The 19,680-nt window shown below is 70.7% G+C and carries 13 protein-coding genes; 2 read left to right on the forward strand and 11 right to left on the reverse strand.

Annotation, left to right across the window (positions count from 1 at the left end; genetic code table 11):
• The first annotated feature begins 142 nt into the window (after positions 1-142).
• A complete protein-coding gene (locus ACFVST_RS03010) occupies positions 143-2,347 on the forward strand; it encodes a trehalase family glycosidase (protein ID WP_390146251.1) in 2,205 nt (734 codons plus the stop codon).
• Positions 2,348-2,410: 63 nt separating this feature from the next.
• Here ACFVST_RS03010 and ACFVST_RS03015 read toward each other — a convergent pair whose 3' ends face one another.
• The 11 genes from ACFVST_RS03015 to ACFVST_RS03065 form a co-directional block, all read right to left on the reverse strand.
• Positions 2,411-4,333: a TIGR03960 family B12-binding radical SAM protein gene (locus ACFVST_RS03015; protein ID WP_390146253.1), complete on the reverse strand. Its 1,923-nt coding sequence runs from the start codon at positions 4,331-4,333 to the stop codon at positions 2,411-2,413.
• 315 nt (positions 4,334-4,648) lie between these two features.
• Positions 4,649-6,337 (reverse strand): CHAD domain-containing protein, encoded by a 1,689-nt coding sequence (locus ACFVST_RS03020; protein WP_390146255.1) that lies wholly within the window; start codon positions 6,335-6,337, stop codon positions 4,649-4,651.
• Between the two features lie 89 nt (positions 6,338-6,426).
• The gene (gene rodA, locus ACFVST_RS03025) at positions 6,427-7,626 is read right to left on the reverse strand and encodes a rod shape-determining protein RodA (RefSeq protein WP_390146257.1); all 1,200 of its coding nucleotides are present in this window, start codon (positions 7,624-7,626) and stop codon (positions 6,427-6,429) included.
• The gene (gene mrdA, locus ACFVST_RS03030; RefSeq protein WP_390146259.1) at positions 7,626-9,959 is read right to left on the reverse strand and encodes a penicillin-binding protein 2; all 2,334 of its coding nucleotides are present in this window, start codon (positions 9,957-9,959) and stop codon (positions 7,626-7,628) included. The genes rodA and mrdA overlap by 1 nt, the downstream gene beginning before the upstream one ends.
• 49 nt (positions 9,960-10,008) lie before the next feature.
• Entirely contained in the window at positions 10,009-10,683 is a 675-nt protein-coding gene (gene mreD, locus ACFVST_RS03035) for a rod shape-determining protein MreD (RefSeq protein ID WP_390146261.1), read from the reverse strand.
• A gap of 11 nt (positions 10,684-10,694) precedes the next feature.
• Positions 10,695-11,705 carry a rod shape-determining protein MreC gene (gene mreC, locus ACFVST_RS03040; protein ID WP_390146263.1) on the reverse strand — a complete coding sequence of 337 codons (1,011 nt, stop codon included), beginning with the start codon at positions 11,703-11,705 and terminating at the stop codon, positions 10,695-10,697.
• A 164-nt stretch (positions 11,706-11,869) separates the two neighbouring features.
• Positions 11,870-12,889 (reverse strand): rod shape-determining protein, encoded by a 1,020-nt coding sequence (locus ACFVST_RS03045; RefSeq protein ID WP_390146285.1) that lies wholly within the window; start codon positions 12,887-12,889, stop codon positions 11,870-11,872.
• Between the two features lie 375 nt (positions 12,890-13,264).
• Positions 13,265-13,678 carry a nucleoside-diphosphate kinase gene (ndk, locus tag ACFVST_RS03050; RefSeq protein WP_390146264.1) on the reverse strand — a complete coding sequence of 138 codons (414 nt, stop codon included), beginning with the start codon at positions 13,676-13,678 and terminating at the stop codon, positions 13,265-13,267.
• Positions 13,679-13,804: 126 nt separating this feature from the next.
• A complete protein-coding gene (locus tag ACFVST_RS03055) occupies positions 13,805-14,161 on the reverse strand; it encodes a DUF4233 domain-containing protein (protein WP_390146266.1) in 357 nt (118 codons plus the stop codon).
• 8 nt (positions 14,162-14,169) lie between these two features.
• Entirely contained in the window at positions 14,170-15,705 is a 1,536-nt protein-coding gene (locus ACFVST_RS03060; RefSeq protein WP_390146268.1) for a bifunctional folylpolyglutamate synthase/dihydrofolate synthase, read from the reverse strand.
• 103 nt (positions 15,706-15,808) lie between these two features.
• Positions 15,809-18,433: a valine--tRNA ligase gene (locus tag ACFVST_RS03065; protein WP_390146269.1), complete on the reverse strand. Its 2,625-nt coding sequence runs from the start codon at positions 18,431-18,433 to the stop codon at positions 15,809-15,811.
• Between the two features lie 136 nt (positions 18,434-18,569).
• On the opposite strand from ACFVST_RS03065, the gene ACFVST_RS03070 reads away from it, so the two are divergent.
• Positions 18,570-19,526, forward strand: a complete 957-nt coding sequence (locus ACFVST_RS03070) for a hypothetical protein (RefSeq protein WP_390146271.1) — start codon at positions 18,570-18,572, stop codon at positions 19,524-19,526.
• The last annotated feature ends 154 nt before the right edge of the window (positions 19,527-19,680 follow it).

Genomic DNA, 19,680 nt, shown 5'->3' on the forward strand with positions numbered 1-19,680 from the left:
CGTACGGTGATCGGAGACCTCTGCCGCGGACTGTCGGGCCCCGCCCACGACTGCCGCACGGACCAAAGTCACGATCAACCTCTTGTCGCCCCTGTTCGGCAACCGTAAGTTCCCCTTCGATTACTGAACGAAGGAGTGCACTATGCCGGAGATTTCCAGACGAGGCTTCACCGCCCTCTCCCTCGTACCCGTCGGTGCCGCAGCGCTCGGTGCCGTACCCGCGCAGGCGGCGCCGCTCCCGGACGGGACGCCCCCGCCGCAGGGGACGCGCTCCGAACCGACGGGAGAATTCACCGACCTGCTGGACCTGCACGGCTTCCCGGCCGCCGCCAGACCCGCGAAGGTCAACACCCTCAACGTCTTCGCCGACCTCGGCGCCTGGCACGCCTACGGCCTGCCGGACCCCGCGGCCCCCGAGCACCTCGGCCCCCGGCTCGGCTTCAGCGGCCCGCTCTATCTGGCGGAGGAGTACCCCTGGTACCTGAGCCGTGCCTTCACCCGCTTCGGGCTCACCGACGGGCACACCGGGCAGCGGGTCGACCTGCGGAGCGAGCCGGCGCCCGGCGGTCACAGCGCCCCCGGCCTGCTCACCCAGGTCCACCGCACCGACGGCCTGGAACTCACCCTCACCCTGCGCTTCGCCAGCAACCGCACCGCACTGGTCACCGCCGAGGTCCGCAACACCGGTCGCATACCGCGCACCCTGCGCGCCGACTGGTCCGGCACCCTGCTGCGGCACACCACCGAGCCCGTGCGGAGCGCGCCCCGGCTGGCCGCCACCCGCACCGGGGTCGCCGTGCACTTCGCCGAGGTACGGGACTTCGACTCCTATCTGACGACCGGTCAGGCCCGTTTCGAGGTCCGGCACGCGGACCCGGTGAAGACCACCGTGCAGGGCGACGAGTACCTGACCACCGCAAACGCACCCCGGCGCCTCGCCCCCGGCCAGAGCGCCGTCCACACCTGGGCCGAGAGCTACACCTTCGACGAGGCGGAACGGCGGGCCGACGACGACGCGGTGCGCTCGGCGCTGGCCCGCCCGGAGAAGGTCGCGGCCCGTACCGAGCAGCGGTGGGCCGGCTACCTCAAGGGTGCGCTCGACCGGATACCGGCCGGCCGCCGCCGCCCGGCCGCCAAGGCCGTGCAGACCCTGGTGACCAACTGGCGCAGCCCGGCAGGGCTGTTGAAGCAGGACGTGCTCACGCCCTCGCTCACCTACACCTACTTCGCCGGCGGCGCCTGGGCCTGGGACTCCTGGAAGGAGGCCGTCTCCACCGCGCTCTTCGCACCGCGCCTCGCCATGTCCGCCATCGAGGCCATGTTCGACTACCAGATCACCGAGGCCTCCGCGGAGCGGCCGCAGGACGCGGGCATGATCCCGGACTGCATCTTCTTCAACGACATCCGCGGCGGCGGCGCCAACTGGAACGAGCGCAACTCCAAGCCGCCGCTGGCCGCTTGGGCCGTCTGGGAGGTCTACCGCCGCGGCGGCGACACCGCCTTCCTGCGCCGGATGTACCCCAAGCTGACCGACTACCACGCCTGGTGGTACCGCAACCGCGACCACGACGGCAACGGCCTGGCCGAGTACGGCGCCACCGTCGACCCGGCCAACGACTCCACCAAGGCCCGCCGCCTGGCCGCCGCCTGGGAGAGCGGCATGGACAACGCGCCGCGCTTCGACGAGGTCGCCGTCACCACCAACACCGACTCCGCGGGCCAGACCACCGGCTACTCCCTGGAGCAGGAGTCCGTCGACCTCAACGCCTATCTGTACGCGGAGAAGCAGTACCTGGCGGACATCGCCCGCGTACTGGGCCGGTCCGCCGAGGCCGACCACCTGCTGGACGAGCGGGAGCAGTTGGGCCGCGAGATACGCACCCGCATGTACGACCCCGGGACCCGCTTCTTCTACGACCGGGCGCTGGACGGGGCGCCGCGCGCCGAGGCCGGCAAGGGCATCGAGGGCGCCATCCCGCTGTGGGCCGGGGCGGCCACCGCCGGGCAGGCGGCCGGGGTGCGCTCGGCCCTCATCGACGACACGCAGTTCGCCACGCATCTGCCGCTGCCGACGGCCGCCCGCGACAACCCGGGCTTCAACCCGCTCGGTTACTGGCGCGGCCTGGTCTGGCTGGACCAGGCGTACTTCACCATCGAGGGCCTGCGCGCCTACGGCTACCACGGCGACGCCCGCCGGATCACGGAGCGGCTGCTGACCCGCGCCGACGGCCTGCTCGGCGACGGCCCCATCCACGAGAACTACAACCCACTCACCGGCGAGGGCCGCAACTCCACCAACTTCTCCTGGTCCGCCGCAGCCCTCCTGGAACTCCTGCGCACACCCTGACCCCGCCCCACAGACGGAGGTCCCTCGCCATCACCAAGGCGAGGGGCCTCCGTCTCTGCTCTGCTACTTGACGCTGAGCGGGAGCAGCTTGCGGCCGGTGGGGCCGATCTGGATCTCGGTGTCCATCTGGGGGCAGACGCCGCAGTCGAAGCACGGGGTCCAGCGGCAGTCCTCGACCTCGGTCTCGTCCAGGGAGTCCTGCCAGTCCTCCCAGAGCCAGTCCTTGTCGAGGCCGGAGTCGAGGTGGTCCCAGGGCAGGACCTCCTCGTAGCCGCGCTCGCGGGTGGTGTACCAGTCGACGTCGACCCCGAAGGCCGGCAGCGTCGCCGCGGCGCTCCGCATCCAGCGGTCGTACGAGAAGTGCTCGCGCCAGCCGTCGAAACGGCCGCCGTCCTCGTAGACGGCGCGGATCACGGCACCGATGCGGCGGTCACCGCGGGAGAGCAGGCCCTCGACGATGCCGGGCTTGCCGTCGTGGTAGCGGAAGCCGATGGAGCGGCCGTACTTCTTGTCGCCGCGGATCCGGTCGCGCAGCTTGGTGAGACGCTCGTCGGTCTGCTCCGCGGAGAGCTGCGGGGCCCACTGGAACGGGGTGTGCGGCTTGGGCACGAAACCGCCGATGGACACCGTGCAGCGGATGTCGTTGGAGCCGGAGACCTCGCGGCCCTTCTGGATGACGTTCATCGCCATGTCGGCGATCTGCAGCACGTCCTCGTCGGTCTCGGTGGGCAGACCGCACATGAAGTACAGCTTCACCTGGCGCCAGCCGTTGCCGTAGGCGGTGGCGACGGTACGGATCAGGTCCTCCTCGGAGACCATCTTGTTGATGACCTTGCGCATCCGCTCGGAGCCGCCCTCGGGGGCGAAGGTGAGGCCGGAGCGGCGGCCGTTGCGGGTCAGCTCGTTGGCCAGGTCGACGTTGAAGGCGTCGACCCGGGTGGATGGCAGGGAGAGGCCGATCTTGTCTTCCTCGTAGCGGTCGGCGAGGCCCTTGGCGATGTCGCCGATCTCGGTGTGGTCGGCGGAGGACAGGGACAGCAGTCCGACCTCCTCGAAGCCGGTGGCCTTCAGCCCCTTGTCCACCATGTCGCCGATGCCGGTGATGGAACGCTCGCGCACCGGGCGGGTGATCATGCCGGCCTGGCAGAAGCGGCAGCCGCGGGTGCAACCGCGGAAGATCTCCACCGACATCCGCTCATGCACCGTCTCCGCCAGCGGCACCAGCGGCTGCTTGGGATACGGCCACTCGTCCAGGTCCATCACGGTGTGCTTGGACACCCGCCAGGGGACACCCGAGCGATTCGGCACGACGCGCGCGATACGGCCGTCGGGCAGGTACTCCACGTCGTAGTAGCCCGGCACATACACCCCGCCGGTGCGGGCGAGGCGGAAGAGCAGCTCCTCGCGGCCGCCGGGGCGGCCCTCCGCCTTCCAGGCGCGGATCAGCTCGGTGATCTCCAGCACGGCCTGCTCACCGTCACCGATCACGGCGGCGTCGATGAAGTCCGCGATGGGCTCCGGGTTGAACGCGGCGTGGCCTCCGGCGAGGACGACCGGGTCGTCCAGGGTGCGGTCCGCGGCGTTCAGCGGGATACCGGCGAGATCGAGCGCGGCCAGCATGTTGGTGTAGCCGAGCTCGGTGGAGAAGCTCAGGCCGAAGACGTCGAAGGCCTTCACCGGCCGGTGCGCGTCCACCGTGAACTGGGGCACGCTGTGCTTGCGCATCAGCTCCTCCAGATCCGGCCAGACGCTGTAGGTGCGCTCGGCGAGGACGCCCTCGCGCTCGTTGAGCACCTCGTAGAGGATCATGACGCCCTGGTTAGGCAGGCCGACCTCGTAGGCGTCCGGGTACATCAGCGCCCAGCGGACGTCGCAGGCGTCCCAGTCCTTGACGGTGGAATTGAGCTCTCCGCCGACGTACTGGATCGGCTTCTGCACATGCGGGAGCAGGGCCTCAAGCTGTGGGAAGACCGAGTCGACAGGCATTTCGCGACTTTCGTGAGCGGGCCGGACGCCCTCGCAGGGCAGCGGGGGCAAGAGAGCATCCAGCCTAACTCGGCCACGACAAGCCCCCGCACGCCTGTGGACAACGCTGCGCACCGCCCTGTGGACAACACCGTGCCGCGAATAAGCACGTCTACCCGCCCATAGGACAAACGCCTGCCTGTGGACAACTCCGGCTCGTTCCCTGCGGCATGGCAGGATCCCGAACAGAACGCGAGACGGCTCGAAGGGCACCCGGGCGGTGGCGGTACCGGTCGTGGTCCCGGTCGGTCCGCAGGTCTCGGGTAAGAGGCGCCCCTAGCGCGGCGGGCGCGGCAAGTCAGGTGGTAGAGAAGGGAGTTGGTCCTCGGTACGGGCGGCGTGCTGTTCCTCGCGGGCGTAGAGCACACCGTAGGTGAAGGAGCTCTCGCCGGCGGCGTGGGCCTGGTCGGCGATCTCCCGCAGGGCGGTGCGGGCCATCACGCTGTCCTGGTGCTCACCGAGCGCGGTCTGGAGGCGGCGGGCGGCGGCCGCGGTGTCCCGGGCCGCGGTGCCGAGCGCCGGGGTGGCGGCCTCGGCGGCGTAGCGGAGGCGCTTGGCCGCCTTGCGCGCCTCGTGCAGGCCGGCGTCCCGGTCGGGGCCCGGCGGCAGGCGCTGTGCCTCGTCCAGGCGGCGGGCGAGACGGCGCCGGTCGCGGGAGACGGCGGAGGTGAGGGGGCCCGCGGCCGGGCGGGTGGCGGCCGGGAGCAGCGGGGGCCGGGCGGTCAGCTCGTCGAGGGTGGTGAGCAGCCGCAGATAGCGCTCGCCGTCCAGGGCGCGCCGCAGCCTGCGCCGGGATCCGCTCCGATGGGCCGCCGACCAGGTCCGCAGCCTGGTCCGGACGGGACCGGTGCGCTGGGTGGCGGGCAGGGCGTCGAGGGCGGCGGTGAGGCGGGCGGTGAGGACCTCCTGATCACGCCCGACGCCCAACTCGGAGGCCAGCCAGGTGAGTTCGGCGATGAGGGGGCGAGTGCGAGCAGGGTCGAGCAGCTTGCGGTAGCTGCGCAGGGCGGAGCGCATACGCCGGGTGGCCACCCGCATCCGGTGCACCGCGTCGGGCAGATCCCGCCGGACCGCGGGATCGAGGGAGATCAGGGCCTCCCGCTGGGCACGCAGGTAGTGCAGTACGTACTCACCTGCGGTGTCGGGCGGAGGTTGGGGAGGTGCGGAGTCGGACTTGGAGGAAGCGGGGGCGGACTCAGGAGGTGCAGGGTCGGTGGCTTGCAGGGCGCGGGCCAGTTTGGAGCTGACGGCGGAGGGGTGCCAGCCGGCGGTGCGGAGGGCGCCGGCGAGCCGGTCGAGGAGGGCGGGCCGTGCCCCGGCGGCGAGTTCGACCTCGGCCTCGGTCCAGTCGGAGTGGGCGCCGATGGGGATGCCGTCGGGGGTGAGGCGCTCGGCGTGCACCCGGTCGAGGGCCAGCTCGGCGCGGGGCTCGCCGTTCTTGCCGAGTAGCAAGGTGGTGTGCCGCTCGGTGCGCAGCCGTACCAGCGGCACCAGCGGCGCATCCCGGGTACGCGAGCGGAGCAGCCGGGCCAGAGCGGGCGGCGGATGACCGACCACGACGGAGGCAGCGGTCCCGGACGCCCCAGGCCCACCACCGGACGCCCCGGACGACGACGCTCCGGACGGCGAAAGCCCACCGCCGGACGGCGAAAGCCCACCGCCGGACGGCGAAGGCGCTGTCCCGGCTTCGAGGGGTTCGTGGATCTCGTCGCGGGTGTCGGGCAGGTCGGGGACGGGGAGTTTGAGGTGCCAGCCCTCGTCGGGTCCGCCGGTGCGGCGGCGGAGGGTGATGTGGTGGGCGGCGAGCCGGCGGTCCGCGGTGTCCCAGTAGACCGCGTCGAGCAGATGGTGCCCGCCGGGAGCGGTGGCGGTGATCCCGCGGACATCGGTCAGTGCGGGCGGTACCGGATCCCCCGCCCCGGTCCGCTCGAACTTCCGCTCGACCTCACGCTGCGCCCGGCCCATACCCCGAGGGTAGGGCGCTCGGCACCGCCTGGGCAGGGGGCGTGCGCATGACACCCAGCCCCGCGGTGGTGAGCGGGGCCGGGAGCGGGTCAGGCGCTGAGGGGGCGTTGGACGCGGATGGACTGGAGCAGGCCGACGGCGACCCAGACGGCGAACATCGACGAGCCGCCGTAGGAGACGAAGGGCAGCGGGAGACCGGCGACAGGCATGATGCCCAGGGTCATCCCGATGTTCTCGAAAGCCTGGAAGGCGAACCAGGCGATGATCCCGGCGGCCACGATGGTGCCGTACAGCTCGGTGGTCTCGCGGGCGATGCGGCAGGCGCGCCAGAGGAGGATGCCGAGCAGGACGATGATGAGTCCGGCGCCGACGAAGCCGAGTTCCTCACCGGCCACGGTGAAGACGAAGTCGGTCTGCTGCTCGGGGACGAAGCGGCCGGTGGTCTGGGTGCCGTGGAAGAGGCCGGAGCCGGTGAGGCCGCCCGAACCGATGGCGATCCGGGCCTGGTTGGTGTTGTAGCCGACGCCGGCCGGGTCGAGGCTCGGGTTGGCGAAGGCGGCGAACCGGTTGATCTGGTACTCGTCCAGGATGTGCAGTTGCCAGACGGCGATGGCGCCGATGGTGCCGGTGGCGAGCAGGCCGAAGATCCAGCGGTTGGAGGCGCCGGAGGCCAGCAGCACCCCGAGGATGATCATCACCATCACCATGACCGAGCCGAGGTCGGGCATCAGCAGCACGATCAGGATCGGCACCGCGGCCAGGCCGAGCGCCTGGAGGACGGTGCGGTGGTCGGGGTGGTCCCGGTCGCCCGCGTCGACGCGGGCGGCGAGCAGCATCGCCATCCCAAGGATGATGGTGATCTTGGTGAACTCGGAGGGCTGGAGGGAGAAGCCCGCCGGGAAGACGATCCAGGCGTGGGCGCCGTTGACAGTGGCGCCGAGCGGTGTGAGCACCAGCAGCACCAGGAAGACGGAGATGCCGTACAGGATGGGCACGGCGGTGCGCAGGGTGCGGTGGCCGAGCCAGATGGTGCCGACCATCAGCGCCAGCCCGATCCCGGTGTTGAGCACATGCCGCAGCAGGAAGTAGTACGGGTCGCCGTGGTTGAGCTCGGTGCGGTTGCGGGTGGCGGAGTAGACGAGGGCGGCACCGATGCCGGAGAGCATGATCGCCGACAGCAGTATCGGCCAGTCGAGCCGGCGGGCCACCGAGTCGCGGGCCAGCAGCCGGGCCATGGTGGAGCGCTCCGGTCCGTAGCCGGAGACGGAGAAGCCGTTGGTTCCGGCCATCAGTCGCGCCTCCCCGCGGCGGGCGGCCCGGCGACGGCCGGCTGCTGCCCGTTCCGCTGCCCGCCTCCGTCCTGCTGCCCGTTCTGCTGTCCGTTCTGCTGACCCCCGCCGTCCTGCTGGCCGCCGCCGTCCTGCTGTCCCCCGCCGTCCTGCTGTCCCCCGCCGTCCTGCTGGCCGCCGCCCGGGTCGGTCGGCTGGTCGGTGGGCTGGCCGCCCGGGTTCTCGCCCGGGTCGTAGGGCTTGACCTTGGGTGCGTTGATGCTGCCGTCGGGCTGGATCTTCGGCAGGCGGTCCTGGGGGTGCGGCAGCAGGGCCTTCTTCTTGTCGATGCCGCCGTCGCTTCCGACGCCGTACAGGGCGTCGTAGATCTTGCGGACCGCGGGGCCGGAGGCGCCGGATCCGGTACCGCCCTGGGAGATCGTCATCACGATCGAGTAGTCCTTGGTGTAGGTAGCGAACCACGAAGTGGTCTGCTTGCCGTAGACCTCGGCGGTACCGGTCTTGGCGTGCATCGGGATCTTGTTCTGGGGCCAGCCGCCGAAGCGCCAGGCGGCGGTGCCCCGGGTGGCGACGCCGGCGAGGGCGCCGTCGATCTCGTCGCGCAGCTTGGCGCTCACCGGGAGCTTGCCGTGCGAACGCGGCTTGAGCTGCTGGATGTGCTTGCCGTCGGGGCTGAGGACGGCCTTGCCGATGCTGGGGTCGTAGAGGGTGCCGCCGTTGGAGAGGGCGGCGTAGATGGTGGCCATCTGGATGGGGGTGACGAGGGTGTCGCCCTGCCCGATGGAGTAGTTGACGGAGTCACCGGCGCGCATCTGGTTGCCTTCGAGGCAGTTCTCGTAGGCGATGCGCTGCACGTAGTCGCCGTCCTTCTTGCCGTCCTTGCACCAGGCGGCCTTGTTGGCCTTCCAGTAGTTCTGCTTCCACTGGCGGTCCGGGACGCGGCCCTTGACCTCGTTGGGGAGGTCGATGCCGGTCTCCTTGCCGAGGCCGAAGCGGTGCGCGGTCTTGTAGAACCAGTCCTTGGCGTTCTTCTTCGGGTGGTTCCCGCCGTCCTTCTTCCACTCGTTGTGGGCGATGCCGTAGAAGACGGTGTCGCAGGAGACCTCCAGCGCGCGGCCGAGGTTGATCGGCCCGAAGTTCTCCGACTCGAAGTTCTTGAAGACCTGGCTGCCGATCGAATACGAGCTGGTGCAGGGGTAGTTGCCGCTGAACGGATAGCCGGCGTCGACGGCGGCCGTGGTGGAGATCACCTTGAAGACGGAGCCGGGCGCGGCCTGGCTCTGGATGGCCCGGTTGAGCAGCGGGTAGTTGGACTTCTTGCCGGTCAGCTTGGCGTAGTCCTTGCCGGAGATGCCGCCCACCCAGGAGTTGGGGTCGTAGTCCGGGTTGGACGCCATGGCGACGACACGGCCGGTCTTGGCCTCCATGACGACGGCGGCGCCGGAGTCCGCCTTGTAGTTCTCGCCGGTGTTCTTGTCGAAGGTCTGCCGGGCGGCCTTCATCGCCTCGTTCAGCTCGTACTCGGCGACGCTCTGCACCCGGGCGTCGATGCTGGTGACGACGTTCGAACCGGGTTCTGCCGAGTCGGACTTGGCGCGGCCGATGACCCGCCCCAGGTTGTCCACCTCGTAGCGGGTCACCCCGGCCTTGCCGCGGAGCTCCTTGTCGTACTGCCGCTCCAGGCCGCTGCGGCCCACCATGTCGGAGCGCAGATACGGGGAGTCGGTGTCCTCGGACTTCTTGATCTCCTCGTCGGTGACGGGCGAGAGGTAGCCGAGGACCTGGGCGGTGTTGGCGTCGCCGGGTGCGGTGTAGCGGCGGACGGCGGTGGGCTCCGCGGTGATGCCGGGGAAGTCCTCGGAACGCTCCCGGATCTGCAGTGCCTGCTTGGGAGTTGCCTCGTCGGTGATGGGGATCGGCTGGTACGGGGAGCCGTTCCAGCAGGGCTGCTTGGTCTTGGCGTCGCAGAGGCGGACCTTGGCCGTCACATCGGCGGGCTGGAGGCCGAGGATGCCGGCGAGCTTGCCGAGGACGGCCTTCCCGCCGTCGGGCATCTTCATCAGCTCGGTCCGCGAGGCGGACACCACCAGCCGGGTCTCGTTGTCGGCGAGCGGCACCCCGCGCGCGTCGAGGACGGACCCGCGGGTGGCGGGCTGTACGACCTGCTGGACGTGGTTGCCCGAGGCCTCCTTGGCGTACTCGTCGCCGTTGCGGACCTGGAGGTACCAGAGGCGGCCGCCGAGGGTGAACAGCAGGGAGAGCACAAGGATCTGGATGACGACGAGCCGGATCTGGACGCGGGGCGTGCGTCCGGTCTCGGGGATGTTGCTCACGGGCGCTGTTCCCCTCAGCTTCTGCGGTGCGGTGTGCGGTGGGCTGCGGTCACAGGCGCTTGACCCCCTTGATGCGGCCGGCCCGGGAGGCGCGGTTGCGGGCGGCCCGCAGCCGCAGGCTGCCGCGCTGCTCGCCGAGGCGGAGCCCGGTACCGGAGGCGAGCCAGCCGGCCGCCACATCGGAGGCCTTGCCCGAGCCGGACCCGGTCTCGCCGAGCGGATCGTTCTCGGCACGTCTGGCGAGCGCCATGATGAACGGCACGGTGAACGGCGCCAGCAGCAGGTCGTAGATGACGGCGGTGAGCAGCAGGCTGCCGAGGCCGACATGGCGGGCGGCGGTGTCACCGACGAGGGCGCCGACGCCCGCGTAGAGCACGGTCGACCCGACGGCACCGGCGGCGACCACCAGCATGGGCCCGACGACGGACTGGAAGCGCCCGGTGTCGGGGCGGGCGAGCCCGGCGAGGTAGCCGACGACGCAGAGGACGAGGGCGTAGCGCCCGGCGGCGTGGTCGGCGGGCGGGGCGAGGTCGGCGAGGAGTCCGGCACCGAATCCGATGAAGGCGCCGCCGAGATGCCCGTAGACCAGGGCGAGGCCGAGGACGGTGAGCAGCAGCAGGTCGGGGACGGCGCCGGGCAGGTGGAGCCGGGCGAGGACGCTGACCTGGACGACCAGGGCGACGATCACCAGGGCGGTGGAGAGCAGCATCCGGTTGACGCGCATGGGTCCAGCTCCTACTGCTGTTGCGGTTGTCGGTCTGCCCCGTCGGGGGCCTGCGCATCCTGGCCGTCGTTCTGCGCCCGGCCGTTGTCCTGCGCCTGGCCGTCGGGCGGGTTGGCGCCGGGGGTGACGGTGACCGTGACGGTGGGCGTCGGCTTGGTCTTGGGGGCGGGCGGCAGGACCTTGTCCCTCGGGTCCTTGCGCGGCGCCTCGACGACCACGCCGACCACGTCCAGCTTGGTGAACGTGACGAAGGGCTTGACGTACACGGTGCGGGTGAGGTCGCCGCCGGACGGGTCGACGCGGACCACGGTGCCGACCGGGACGCCCGGCACGAAGGGCTTGTCGGACTGCGAGCCGAAGGTGACGAGGCGCTCGCCCTTCTTCACCCTGGCCTTGCCGTTGAGGAGTTGGACCCGCAGCGGACGGTCCCCGCCACCGGCCGCGAAGCCCAACTCGTCGTTGCCCTCCATGCGCGTGCCGACGGTGAAGTCCGGGTCGCTGGCGAGGAGCACGGTGGCGCTGTCCGGGCCGACGGTGGTGATCCGGCCGACGAGCCCGTCCCCGTTGAGTACGGTCATGTCGCGCTTGATGCCGTCGTGGGCACCGGCGTCGATGGTGACGGTCCAGGAGAAGCCCTGGGCCGCGCCGATGGCGATGACCTGCGCGCCCTTGATGCCGTACTGGCCGGCGCCGGCGGTGCGGAGCATCTTGTCGAGTTGGCGGGCCTTGCTGCGGTTGCGCTCGCCGCTGCCGAGTTCGGCCTTGAGCCGGGCGTTCTCGTGCTCAAGGCGGGCGATGCGGTCATGGCGGTCGCCGGAGGCGCGGACCGCGGAGACGGCGTTGCCGACCGGGTCCACCACACCGGCGACGCCGTTCTCCACCGGTCCGAAGACGGTGGCGGCGGCCTGCCGGGCACCGTCGACCGGGGAGTCCTCACCACCGCGGATGTCCACCGTGATCAGTGCGAACGCGATGGCGACCAGCAGCACCAGGAGCAGCCGGCTCTCTCGTGTGTCCCTCACGTGCGGCGGCCGTGCCTTCCTCGTCGGGATTCGTCTGGCATGAGCCGATAGCGTGCGCCGTGTACGGCTTCATGCCTTCTGCGGGCTTCATGCCTCTATATCAAGGAACCACCGCACGGAGTGAGACGTCCGTGCGGCGGTTTCATCTCACGGTCGTGCGGGGTTCAGCGGCGGGGCTGTGCGTCCAGCACCTGCTGGAGCGCCTCGAACTCCTCGACGCACTTGCCGGATCCGAGCGCCACGCTGTCCAGCGGGTCCTCGGCGATATGGATCGGCATCCCGGTCTCCCGGCGCAGCCGCTCGTCCAGGCCGCGCAGCAGGGCGCCGCCGCCGGTGAGCACGATGCCGCGGTCCATCACATCACCGGACAGCTCGGGCGGGCACTTGTCGAGGGTGGTCTTCACCGCGTCGACGATGGCGTTGACCGGCTCCTCGATGGCCTTGCGCACCTCGGCCGCGGAGATGACCACGGTCTTCGGCAGGCCGGAGACCAGATCGCGGCCGCGGATCTCGGTGTGCTCGTCGCCGTCCAGGTCGTAGGCGGAGCCGATGGTCAGCTTGATCTGCTCGGCGGTGCGCTCACCGAGGAGGAGTGAGTACTCCTTCTTGATGTGCTGGATGATCGCGTTGTCCAGCTCGTCGCCGGCGACGCGGATCGACTGGGCGGTGACGATGCCGCCGAGCGAGATGACGGCGACCTCGGTGGTGCCGCCGCCGATATCCACCACCATGTTGCCGGTGGCCTCGTGCACCGGGAGGCCGGAACCGATCGCGGCGGCCATCGGCTCCTCGATGATGTGCACCTGCCGCGCCCCGGCCTGCGAGGACGCCTCGATGACGGCACGCCGCTCGACCCCGGTGATCCCCGACGGCACACAGACCACGACCCGCGGCCGGGCCAGATAGCGCCGCTTGTGGATCTTGAGGATGAAGTAGCGGAGCATCCGCTCGGTGATCTCGAAGTCGGCGATCACGCCGTCCTTCAGGGGGCGCACGGCCACGATGTTGCCCGGGGTGCGCCCGATCATCTTCTTCGCCTCGGCGCCGACCGCGAGAATGCCACCGGTGTTGGTGTTGATGGCGACGACAGACGGCTCGTTGAGTACGATCCCCCGGCCCCTGACGTACACCAGCGTGTTGGCGGTCCCGAGGTCGACAGCCATGTCACGGCCGATGAACGACATGTTGTTCCCCATGAGGATGCGTCTGGCCTTCCCAAGTGGAGCGTTTGATGGCTTTTCAGGTCGGCGAAGTGGGTGCTGAGTGGCGCGAAGGCTCCATCGTAGTCGCGTCCGTAGGTACCCGACGCGAGGGCCATCGCCATTCTCAGCAGATGTCCCGCTAGCCCGCTAATGCAGACGTGCCGATGGAAGCTCTCGTTCCCCCGATCGGCACGCATATGCCGCGAGGGGCGGGGATTTCCGCGCGGGACCACCGTACGCAGCGGGCGCCCGCGGCGGTGGGGCGACGGGCGGAACGGCGTGGCGTACGAGCCGGCGGAGGCGTCACAACTGACGGAGCGTCAGCCGCGGCGGGGCGGGGCGAAAGGCTGCGCCGGATCAGGACAGGCCCGGGAAGAACAGCTTGATCTCGCGCTCCGCGGACTCCTCGGAGTCGGAGGCGTGGATGAGGTTCTCGCGGGTGACGGTGCCGAAGTCCCCGCGGATGGAGCCCGGCTCCGCGGCGATCGGATCGGTCGGCCCGGCCAGCTTGCGTACGCCGTCGATGACCCGCTCGCCCTCCACGACCAGCGCCACCACGGGACCCGAGGACATGAACTCGACCAGCGGCTCGTAGAAGGGGCGCCCCACATGCTCCGCGTAGTGCTGCTCCAGCAGGGCGCGGTCCAGGGTGCGCAGCTCCAGCGCGGTGACGGTCCACCCGGCCTTGCGCTCGATACGGCCGATGAGCTCGCCGACCAGCGAACGGCGGACGGCGTCCGGCTTGAGCAGAACAAGGGTGCGCTGGGTCACAGTGCTGACTCCTTCGGTGGTGGGATGCCCGGCAGACCGGTGCACATGCGGGGTGGTGGAAGGTTACAGGGCCTGCCTCGGTGGCCGTCACACAGCGTCAGGTCGGGGCCGAGGGCGGCCCGGTCGTCACGCCGGGCCGGGGTCCGCCTCGGCGGACTGCGCCGCGAAGCGGGCCTTGGCCTCGTCGATCTTCCGGCCGAAGTGCACCGAACACCACCAGAGCGCCGCGAACGCCGCCCCCAGGAAGAACATCACCGGCACCACGAACCCGCCCGCGATCAGCGCGATCTGCAGTGCCCAGCCCAGCACCACCCCACCGGGACGGGTGATCACCCCGCACAGCAGGACGCAGAGGACCATGGCGACACCGCACACCGTCCACACCGTGCCGGACGTCAGCGCCGGGTCCTTCATCGCCACCAGACCGGCGAAGCCCACCACGAAGAACTCACCGATCAGAGTGGAAGCACAGAGCGTACGCACGGCCGGATTCAGCCCCTTCCCAGCAGCAGCCGGGCCTCGCCGACCGTGATCACGGAGCCGGTCACGAGCACTCCCGCACCCGCGTACTCGCCCTCTTCCTCGGCCAGCGTGACGGCCGCCTCCAGCGCATCGTCGAGCCGTGTCTCCACCTGGACCCGGTCCTCGCCGAAGACCTCCACCGCGACCCCGGCCAGCGCGTCCGCGTCCATCGCGCGATGGCTGGAATTCTGCGTCACCACGACCTCAGTGAAGATCGGCTCGAACGCCTCAAGCAGGCCCCGTACGTCCTTGCCGCCGCTCGCGCCGACCACGCCGATCAGCCGGCTGAAGCCGAAGACCTCGCCCACCGCCTCGGCTGTCGCACGGGCGCCCGCCGGGTTGTGCGCGGCGTCCAGCACCACCGTCGGGGACTTCCGCACCACCTCCATGCGCCCCGGCGAGGCCACCGAGGCGAAGGCGCGGCGCACCGTCTCGATGTCCAGCGGCCGGGCGTGCTGCGAGCCGACCCCGAAGAACGCCTCGACCGCGGCCAGCGCCACCGCCGCGTTGTGCGCCTGGTGCGCGCCATGCAGCGGCAGGAACACCTCCTCGTACTCCCCGCCCAGGCCGCGCAGCGTCAGAAGCTGCCCGCCGACCGCGACCTGCCGGGACAGCACACCGAACTCCAGGCCCTCCCGGGCGACCGTGGCGTCCACCTCGACGGCCTTCTTCAGCAGCACCTGCGCCGCGTCCACCGGCTGCTGGGCCAGCACCACGGAAGCGCCCCGCTTGATGATCCCGGCCTTCTCTGCGGCGATCTCGCCGGGCGTCGAGCCGAGCCGGTCGGTGTGGTCCAGGTCGATCGGGGTGACCACGGCCACCGTGCCGTCGATGACGTTCGTCGCGTCCCAACTGCCGCCCATCCCGACCTCGACGACCGCCACATCCACCGGCGCGTCCGCGAACGCCGCGTACGCCATGCCCGTCAGTACCTCGAAGAAGGACAACCGGAAGTCCTGCCGCGCGTCGACCATCTCGATGTACGGCTGGATGTCCCGGTACGTCTCCACGAAGCGCTCGGGCGGGATCGGGGCGCCGTCCAGGCTGATGCGTTCGGTGATGGACTGCACATGCGGCGAGGTGTACCGGCCGGTGCGCAGGTCGAAGGCGCCGAACAGCGCCTCGATCATGCGGGCCGTGGATGTCTTGCCGTTGGTGCCGGTGATGTGGATCGAGGGGTAGGCGCGCTGCGGATCGCCGAGGACGTCCATCAGGGCCGCGATCCGGGAGACCGAGGGCTCCAGCTTCGTCTCGCCCCAGCGGCCGGCCAGTTCGGCCTCCACCTCGCGCAGCGCGCGGTCCACCTCGGGATCGGCGGGGCGCGCCGGCACATCCGCCTCCGGCGGTCCGGCCTGGGTACGCAGGGTGCGGCTGCCGGCCTCGATCACCGCCAGGTCCGGGTCGCGGTCCGTCTCCTGGGAGACGATCTCCTCGAAGTCCTCGAACCCGTCCTCCGGATCCGACTCGAATCCGTCACTGCCGTCATACGGGGGGCGCTCACTCACACCGCACAGTCTACGGAGGACCCGCGCGGCCGCTGCGCGCAGGAGCCCCGTCCCCGGTACCGGCCTCGGCACCGCGGACGGGGCTCCGTACTACGACTCCGGACTACGCCTCCGGCAGGCGCTCCAACTGGGCGCCGATCCGGGCGATGTCCTCCTCGGCCTTGGTGAGCCGGCCGCGGATCTTCGCCACGACCTGGTCCGGCGCCTTCGCCAGGAAGCCCTCGTTGCCGAGCTTCCCCTCGGCCTGCGCCTTCTCCTTCTCGGCCGCCGCCAGATCCTTGGCGAGGCGCTTGCGCTCCGCCGCGAAGTCGATCACCCCGGACAGGTCCAGCGCGACCTCAGCCCCGGCCACCGGCAGCGTCGCCGTCGCGGTGAAGCCCTCGCCCTCCGGCTGGAGCCGCAGCAACTGCCGGATGGCCGCCTGGTGCGGGGCGAGCGCGGTGCCGTCCAGGGTGAGCCGGGCCGGGACCCGCTGCCCCGGCTGGAGCCCCTGGTCGGCGCGGAAACGGCGGACCTCGGTGATGACCTGCTGGAGGGTGCCGATCTCCCGCTCCGCCGCCGCGTCCCGGAAGCCGCTGTCGGCGGGCCACTCGGCGACCACGAGGGACTCGCCCCCGGTGAGCGTGGTCCACAGCGTCTCCGTCACGAACGGCACGATCGGGTGCAGCAGCCGCAGCGTCACATCGAGCACCTCGCCGAGGACCCGCTTGCTGGCCTCGGCCGCCCGGCCGCCCTCCTGGAACGTGGTCTTGGACAGCTCCACGTACCAGTCGAAGACCTCGTCCCAGGAGAAGTGGAAGAGGGCCTCGGAGAGCTTGGCGAACTGGAAGTCCTCGTAGAAGGCGTCGACTTCGGCGACGGTGGCGTTCAGCCGGGACAGGATCCAGCGGTCCGTGGCGGAGAGTTCCTCCGGCGCGGGCAGCGGGCCCTCGACGGTGGCGCCGTTCATCAGGGCGAAACGGGTCGCGTTCCAGATCTTGTTGGCGAAGTTCCGGGAGCCCTGCACCCAGTCCTCGCCGATCGGCACGTCGACGCCCGGGTTGGCACCGCGGGCCAGGGTGAAACGGAGCGCGTCCGAACCGTACTTGTCCATCCAGTCCAGCGGATTGACCGCGTTCCCGAAGGACTTGGACATCTTCTTGCCGAACTGGTCGCGGACCATGCCGTGCAGGGCGATGGTGTGGAACGGCGGGGTGCCGTCCATCGCGTACAGGCCGAACATCATCATCCGGGCGACCCAGAAGAAGAGGATGTCGTAGCCGGTGACCAGGACCGAGTTCGGATAGAACTTCGCCAGGCTCTCGGTCCGCTCGGGCCAGCCCAGCGTGGAGAACGGCCAGAGGGCGGACGAGAACCAGGTGTCCAGGACGTCGGTGTCCTGCGTCCAGCCCTCGCCGCTCGGCGGCTCCTCGTCCGGGCCGACGCAGACGACCTCGCCCTCGGGCCCGTACCAGACGGGGATGCGGTGGCCCCACCACAACTGGCGGGAGATGCACCAGTCGTGGAGGTTGTCGACCCAGTCGAAGTACCGCTTCTCCATCTCCTGCGGGTGGATGGCGACCTTGCCCTCGCGGACCGCGTCGCCCGCGGCCTTCGCCAGCGGGCCGACCCTGACCCACCACTGCATGGACAGCCGCGGCTCGATCGTCGTCTTGCACCGCGAGCAGTGCCCCACCGAGTGGACGTACGGGCGCTTCTCGGCGACGATCCGGCCCTCGGCGCGCAGTGCGGCGACGATGGCGCTGCGGGCCTCCAGCCGGTCCTGGCCCTGGAAGGGGCCGTGCGCGGTGATGACGGCGTGCTCGTCCATCACCGCGATCGAGGGCAGGCCGTGCCGCTGCCCGATCTCGAAGTCGTTCGGGTCGTGCGCCGGCGTCACCTTGACCGCGCCGGTGCCGAACTCCGGGTCGACATGCTCGTCCGCCACCACCGGGATCTCCCGGTCGGTGAGCGGGAGTCGGACGGTGCGGCCGACGAGGTGCCGGTAGCGCTCGTCGTCCGGGTGGACCGCGATCGCGGTGTCACCGAGCATCGTCTCCGCGCGGGTGGTGGCGACGACGATCGAGTCGTCCCCGTCGCCGTAGCGCATCGACACCAGCTCGCCGTCGTCGTCCTGGTACTCCACCTCGATGTCGGAGATGGCGGTCAGGCAGCGGGGGCACCAGTTGATGATGCGCTCGGCGCGGTAGATCAACTCGTCGTCGTGGAGCCGCTTGAAGATGGTCTGGACGGCCTGCGAGAGGCCCTCGTCCATGGTGAAGCGCTCGCGGGACCAGGCCACACCGTCGCCGAGGCGGCGCATCTGGCCGGAGATCTGCCCGCCGGACTCCGCCTTCCACTGCCACACCCGCTCGACGAAGGCCTCCCGGCCCAGGTCGTGCCGGGAGCGGCCCTCCTTGCCCAACTCCCGCTCCACCACGTTCTGGGTGGCGATACCGGCGTGGTCCATGCCCGGCTGCCACAGCGTCTCGTGGCCCTGCATCCGCTTGCGGCGGGTGAGGGCGTCGATCAGCGTGTGCTCGAAGGCGTGGCCCAGGTGCAGGCTGCCGGTGACGTTCGGCGGGGGGATGACGACGGTGAACGGCGGCTTCTCGCTCTTCGCGTCGGCGTCGAAGTAACCGCGTTCCACCCAGCGCTCGTACAACGGCCCCTCTACCTCGGCCGGCGCGTACTGGGTCGGCAGTTCGGTGGTGGGCGCTGAATGCTGCTGCTGAGTGTTGTCGGTCACGGAGGCAGTTTACGGCCGTCACCATCCCGTCCTGAAACCCGATAGTTCGGTAACGGTGACGGACCCCGTGCTCCATTCGTCCTCGTTGTACGCCAGGATGTTCGGAACGCATAAGCACCTGGAGGGGAAACCCGTCATGAGTCACAACCAGCCGGGCCCGTACGGCGGGCAGCCCCAGCAGCCCGGACCGTACGGACAGCCGGGCCCCTACGGCCAGCAGCCGCAGGCACCCCAGCCCGGCTACGGCTACCCGCAGCAGCAGCCCCAGCAGCAGCCCGGGTACGGCTACCCACCGCAGCAGCCGCAGCAGCCGGGCCCCTACGGCCAGCAGCCACCCACCACCCCCTACGGCCAGCCCCAGCAGCCCGGCCCGTACGGCCAGCAGCCCCCGACGGGCCCGATGCCCGGAATGCCCCAGCCTCCCTCCGGAGGCAGCGGCATGAAGACCGGCCTCATCATCGGCGGAGTCGCCGTGGTCGCCGCGATCGGCGTCGGCGCGTACTTCCTCTTCGGCACCGGAAGCGGCGGCTCCGACCTCGCGGACGACGGGCCGCACAAGTTGACGACCCCGGCCACCGCCCTCGGCGACTTCAAGCGCGTCGGTGAGGACCGCGGCCCGCAGGACGCCACCAGCGGCGACGCCAAGGACCTGGCCGACAGCGGCATCACCAACGCCAAGTCGGTGAGCGCCATGTACACCACGATCGACATGACCGACCCGAACACCGTCGATCCGTCCGCCGTCGCCGGCTCGAAGGCGATCACGTTCATGGGCGTCTACGGCAAGATCGCGGACCCCGAGGCGGCGATCGACAAGGCCTTCGACGGGATGAAGAGCAACAAGAACATGAAGTTGCTCGGGCAGCCCGAGGAGGTCACCCCCGACAGCCTGGACGGCGCCGTGATGAAGTGCCAGCAGGGCGAGGGCAAGAACAAGGCGACCGGCCAGACGGACCGCCAGTACCTGTGCATGTGGGCCGACTACAGCACCCTCGGCATGGGCGTCGCCGCCAACGGCGGCAAGGGCACCAGCCTCGACGAGGCCGCCAAGCGAACCGCCGACCTCCGCAAGGAAGTCCGCGTCAAGGCCTGATGCGGCGCCCGTGCGGTGCGCGGCCTACCGGCTGACGCACCGCACGGAAGGGGGGGGGGCCCCGCGGGGGGGGCCCCCGCGGCGGGGGGGTGGTAAAAAAAAACCTACCCCCCCCCAAAAAAAAAACACCTCAGGCGGGGGTGGGGTGTGAGGA

The organism is Streptomyces sp. NPDC058045 (genome assembly GCF_042885635.1).
In the GTDB taxonomy this organism is placed as follows: Bacteria; Actinomycetota; Actinomycetes; order Streptomycetales; family Streptomycetaceae; genus Streptomyces.

Coding starts and splice junctions, on each gene's coding strand:
- ACFVST_RS03010 (WP_390146251.1), top strand. CDS start 143: ATGCCGGAGATTTCCAGACGAGGCTTCACCGCCCTCTCCCTCGTACCC.
- ACFVST_RS03015 (WP_390146253.1), bottom strand. CDS start 4,333: ATGCCTGTCGACTCGGTCTTCCCACAGCTTGAGGCCCTGCTCCCGCAT.
- ACFVST_RS03020 (WP_390146255.1), bottom strand. CDS start 6,337: ATGGGCCGGGCGCAGCGTGAGGTCGAGCGGAAGTTCGAGCGGACCGGG.
- rodA (WP_390146257.1), bottom strand. CDS start 7,626: ATGGCCGGAACCAACGGCTTCTCCGTCTCCGGCTACGGACCGGAGCGC.
- mreD (WP_390146261.1), bottom strand. CDS start 10,683: ATGCGCGTCAACCGGATGCTGCTCTCCACCGCCCTGGTGATCGTCGCC.
- ACFVST_RS03045 (WP_390146285.1), bottom strand. CDS start 12,889: ATGTCGTTCATCGGCCGTGACATGGCTGTCGACCTCGGGACCGCCAAC.
- ACFVST_RS03070 (WP_390146271.1), top strand. CDS start 18,570: ATGAGTCACAACCAGCCGGGCCCGTACGGCGGGCAGCCCCAGCAGCCC.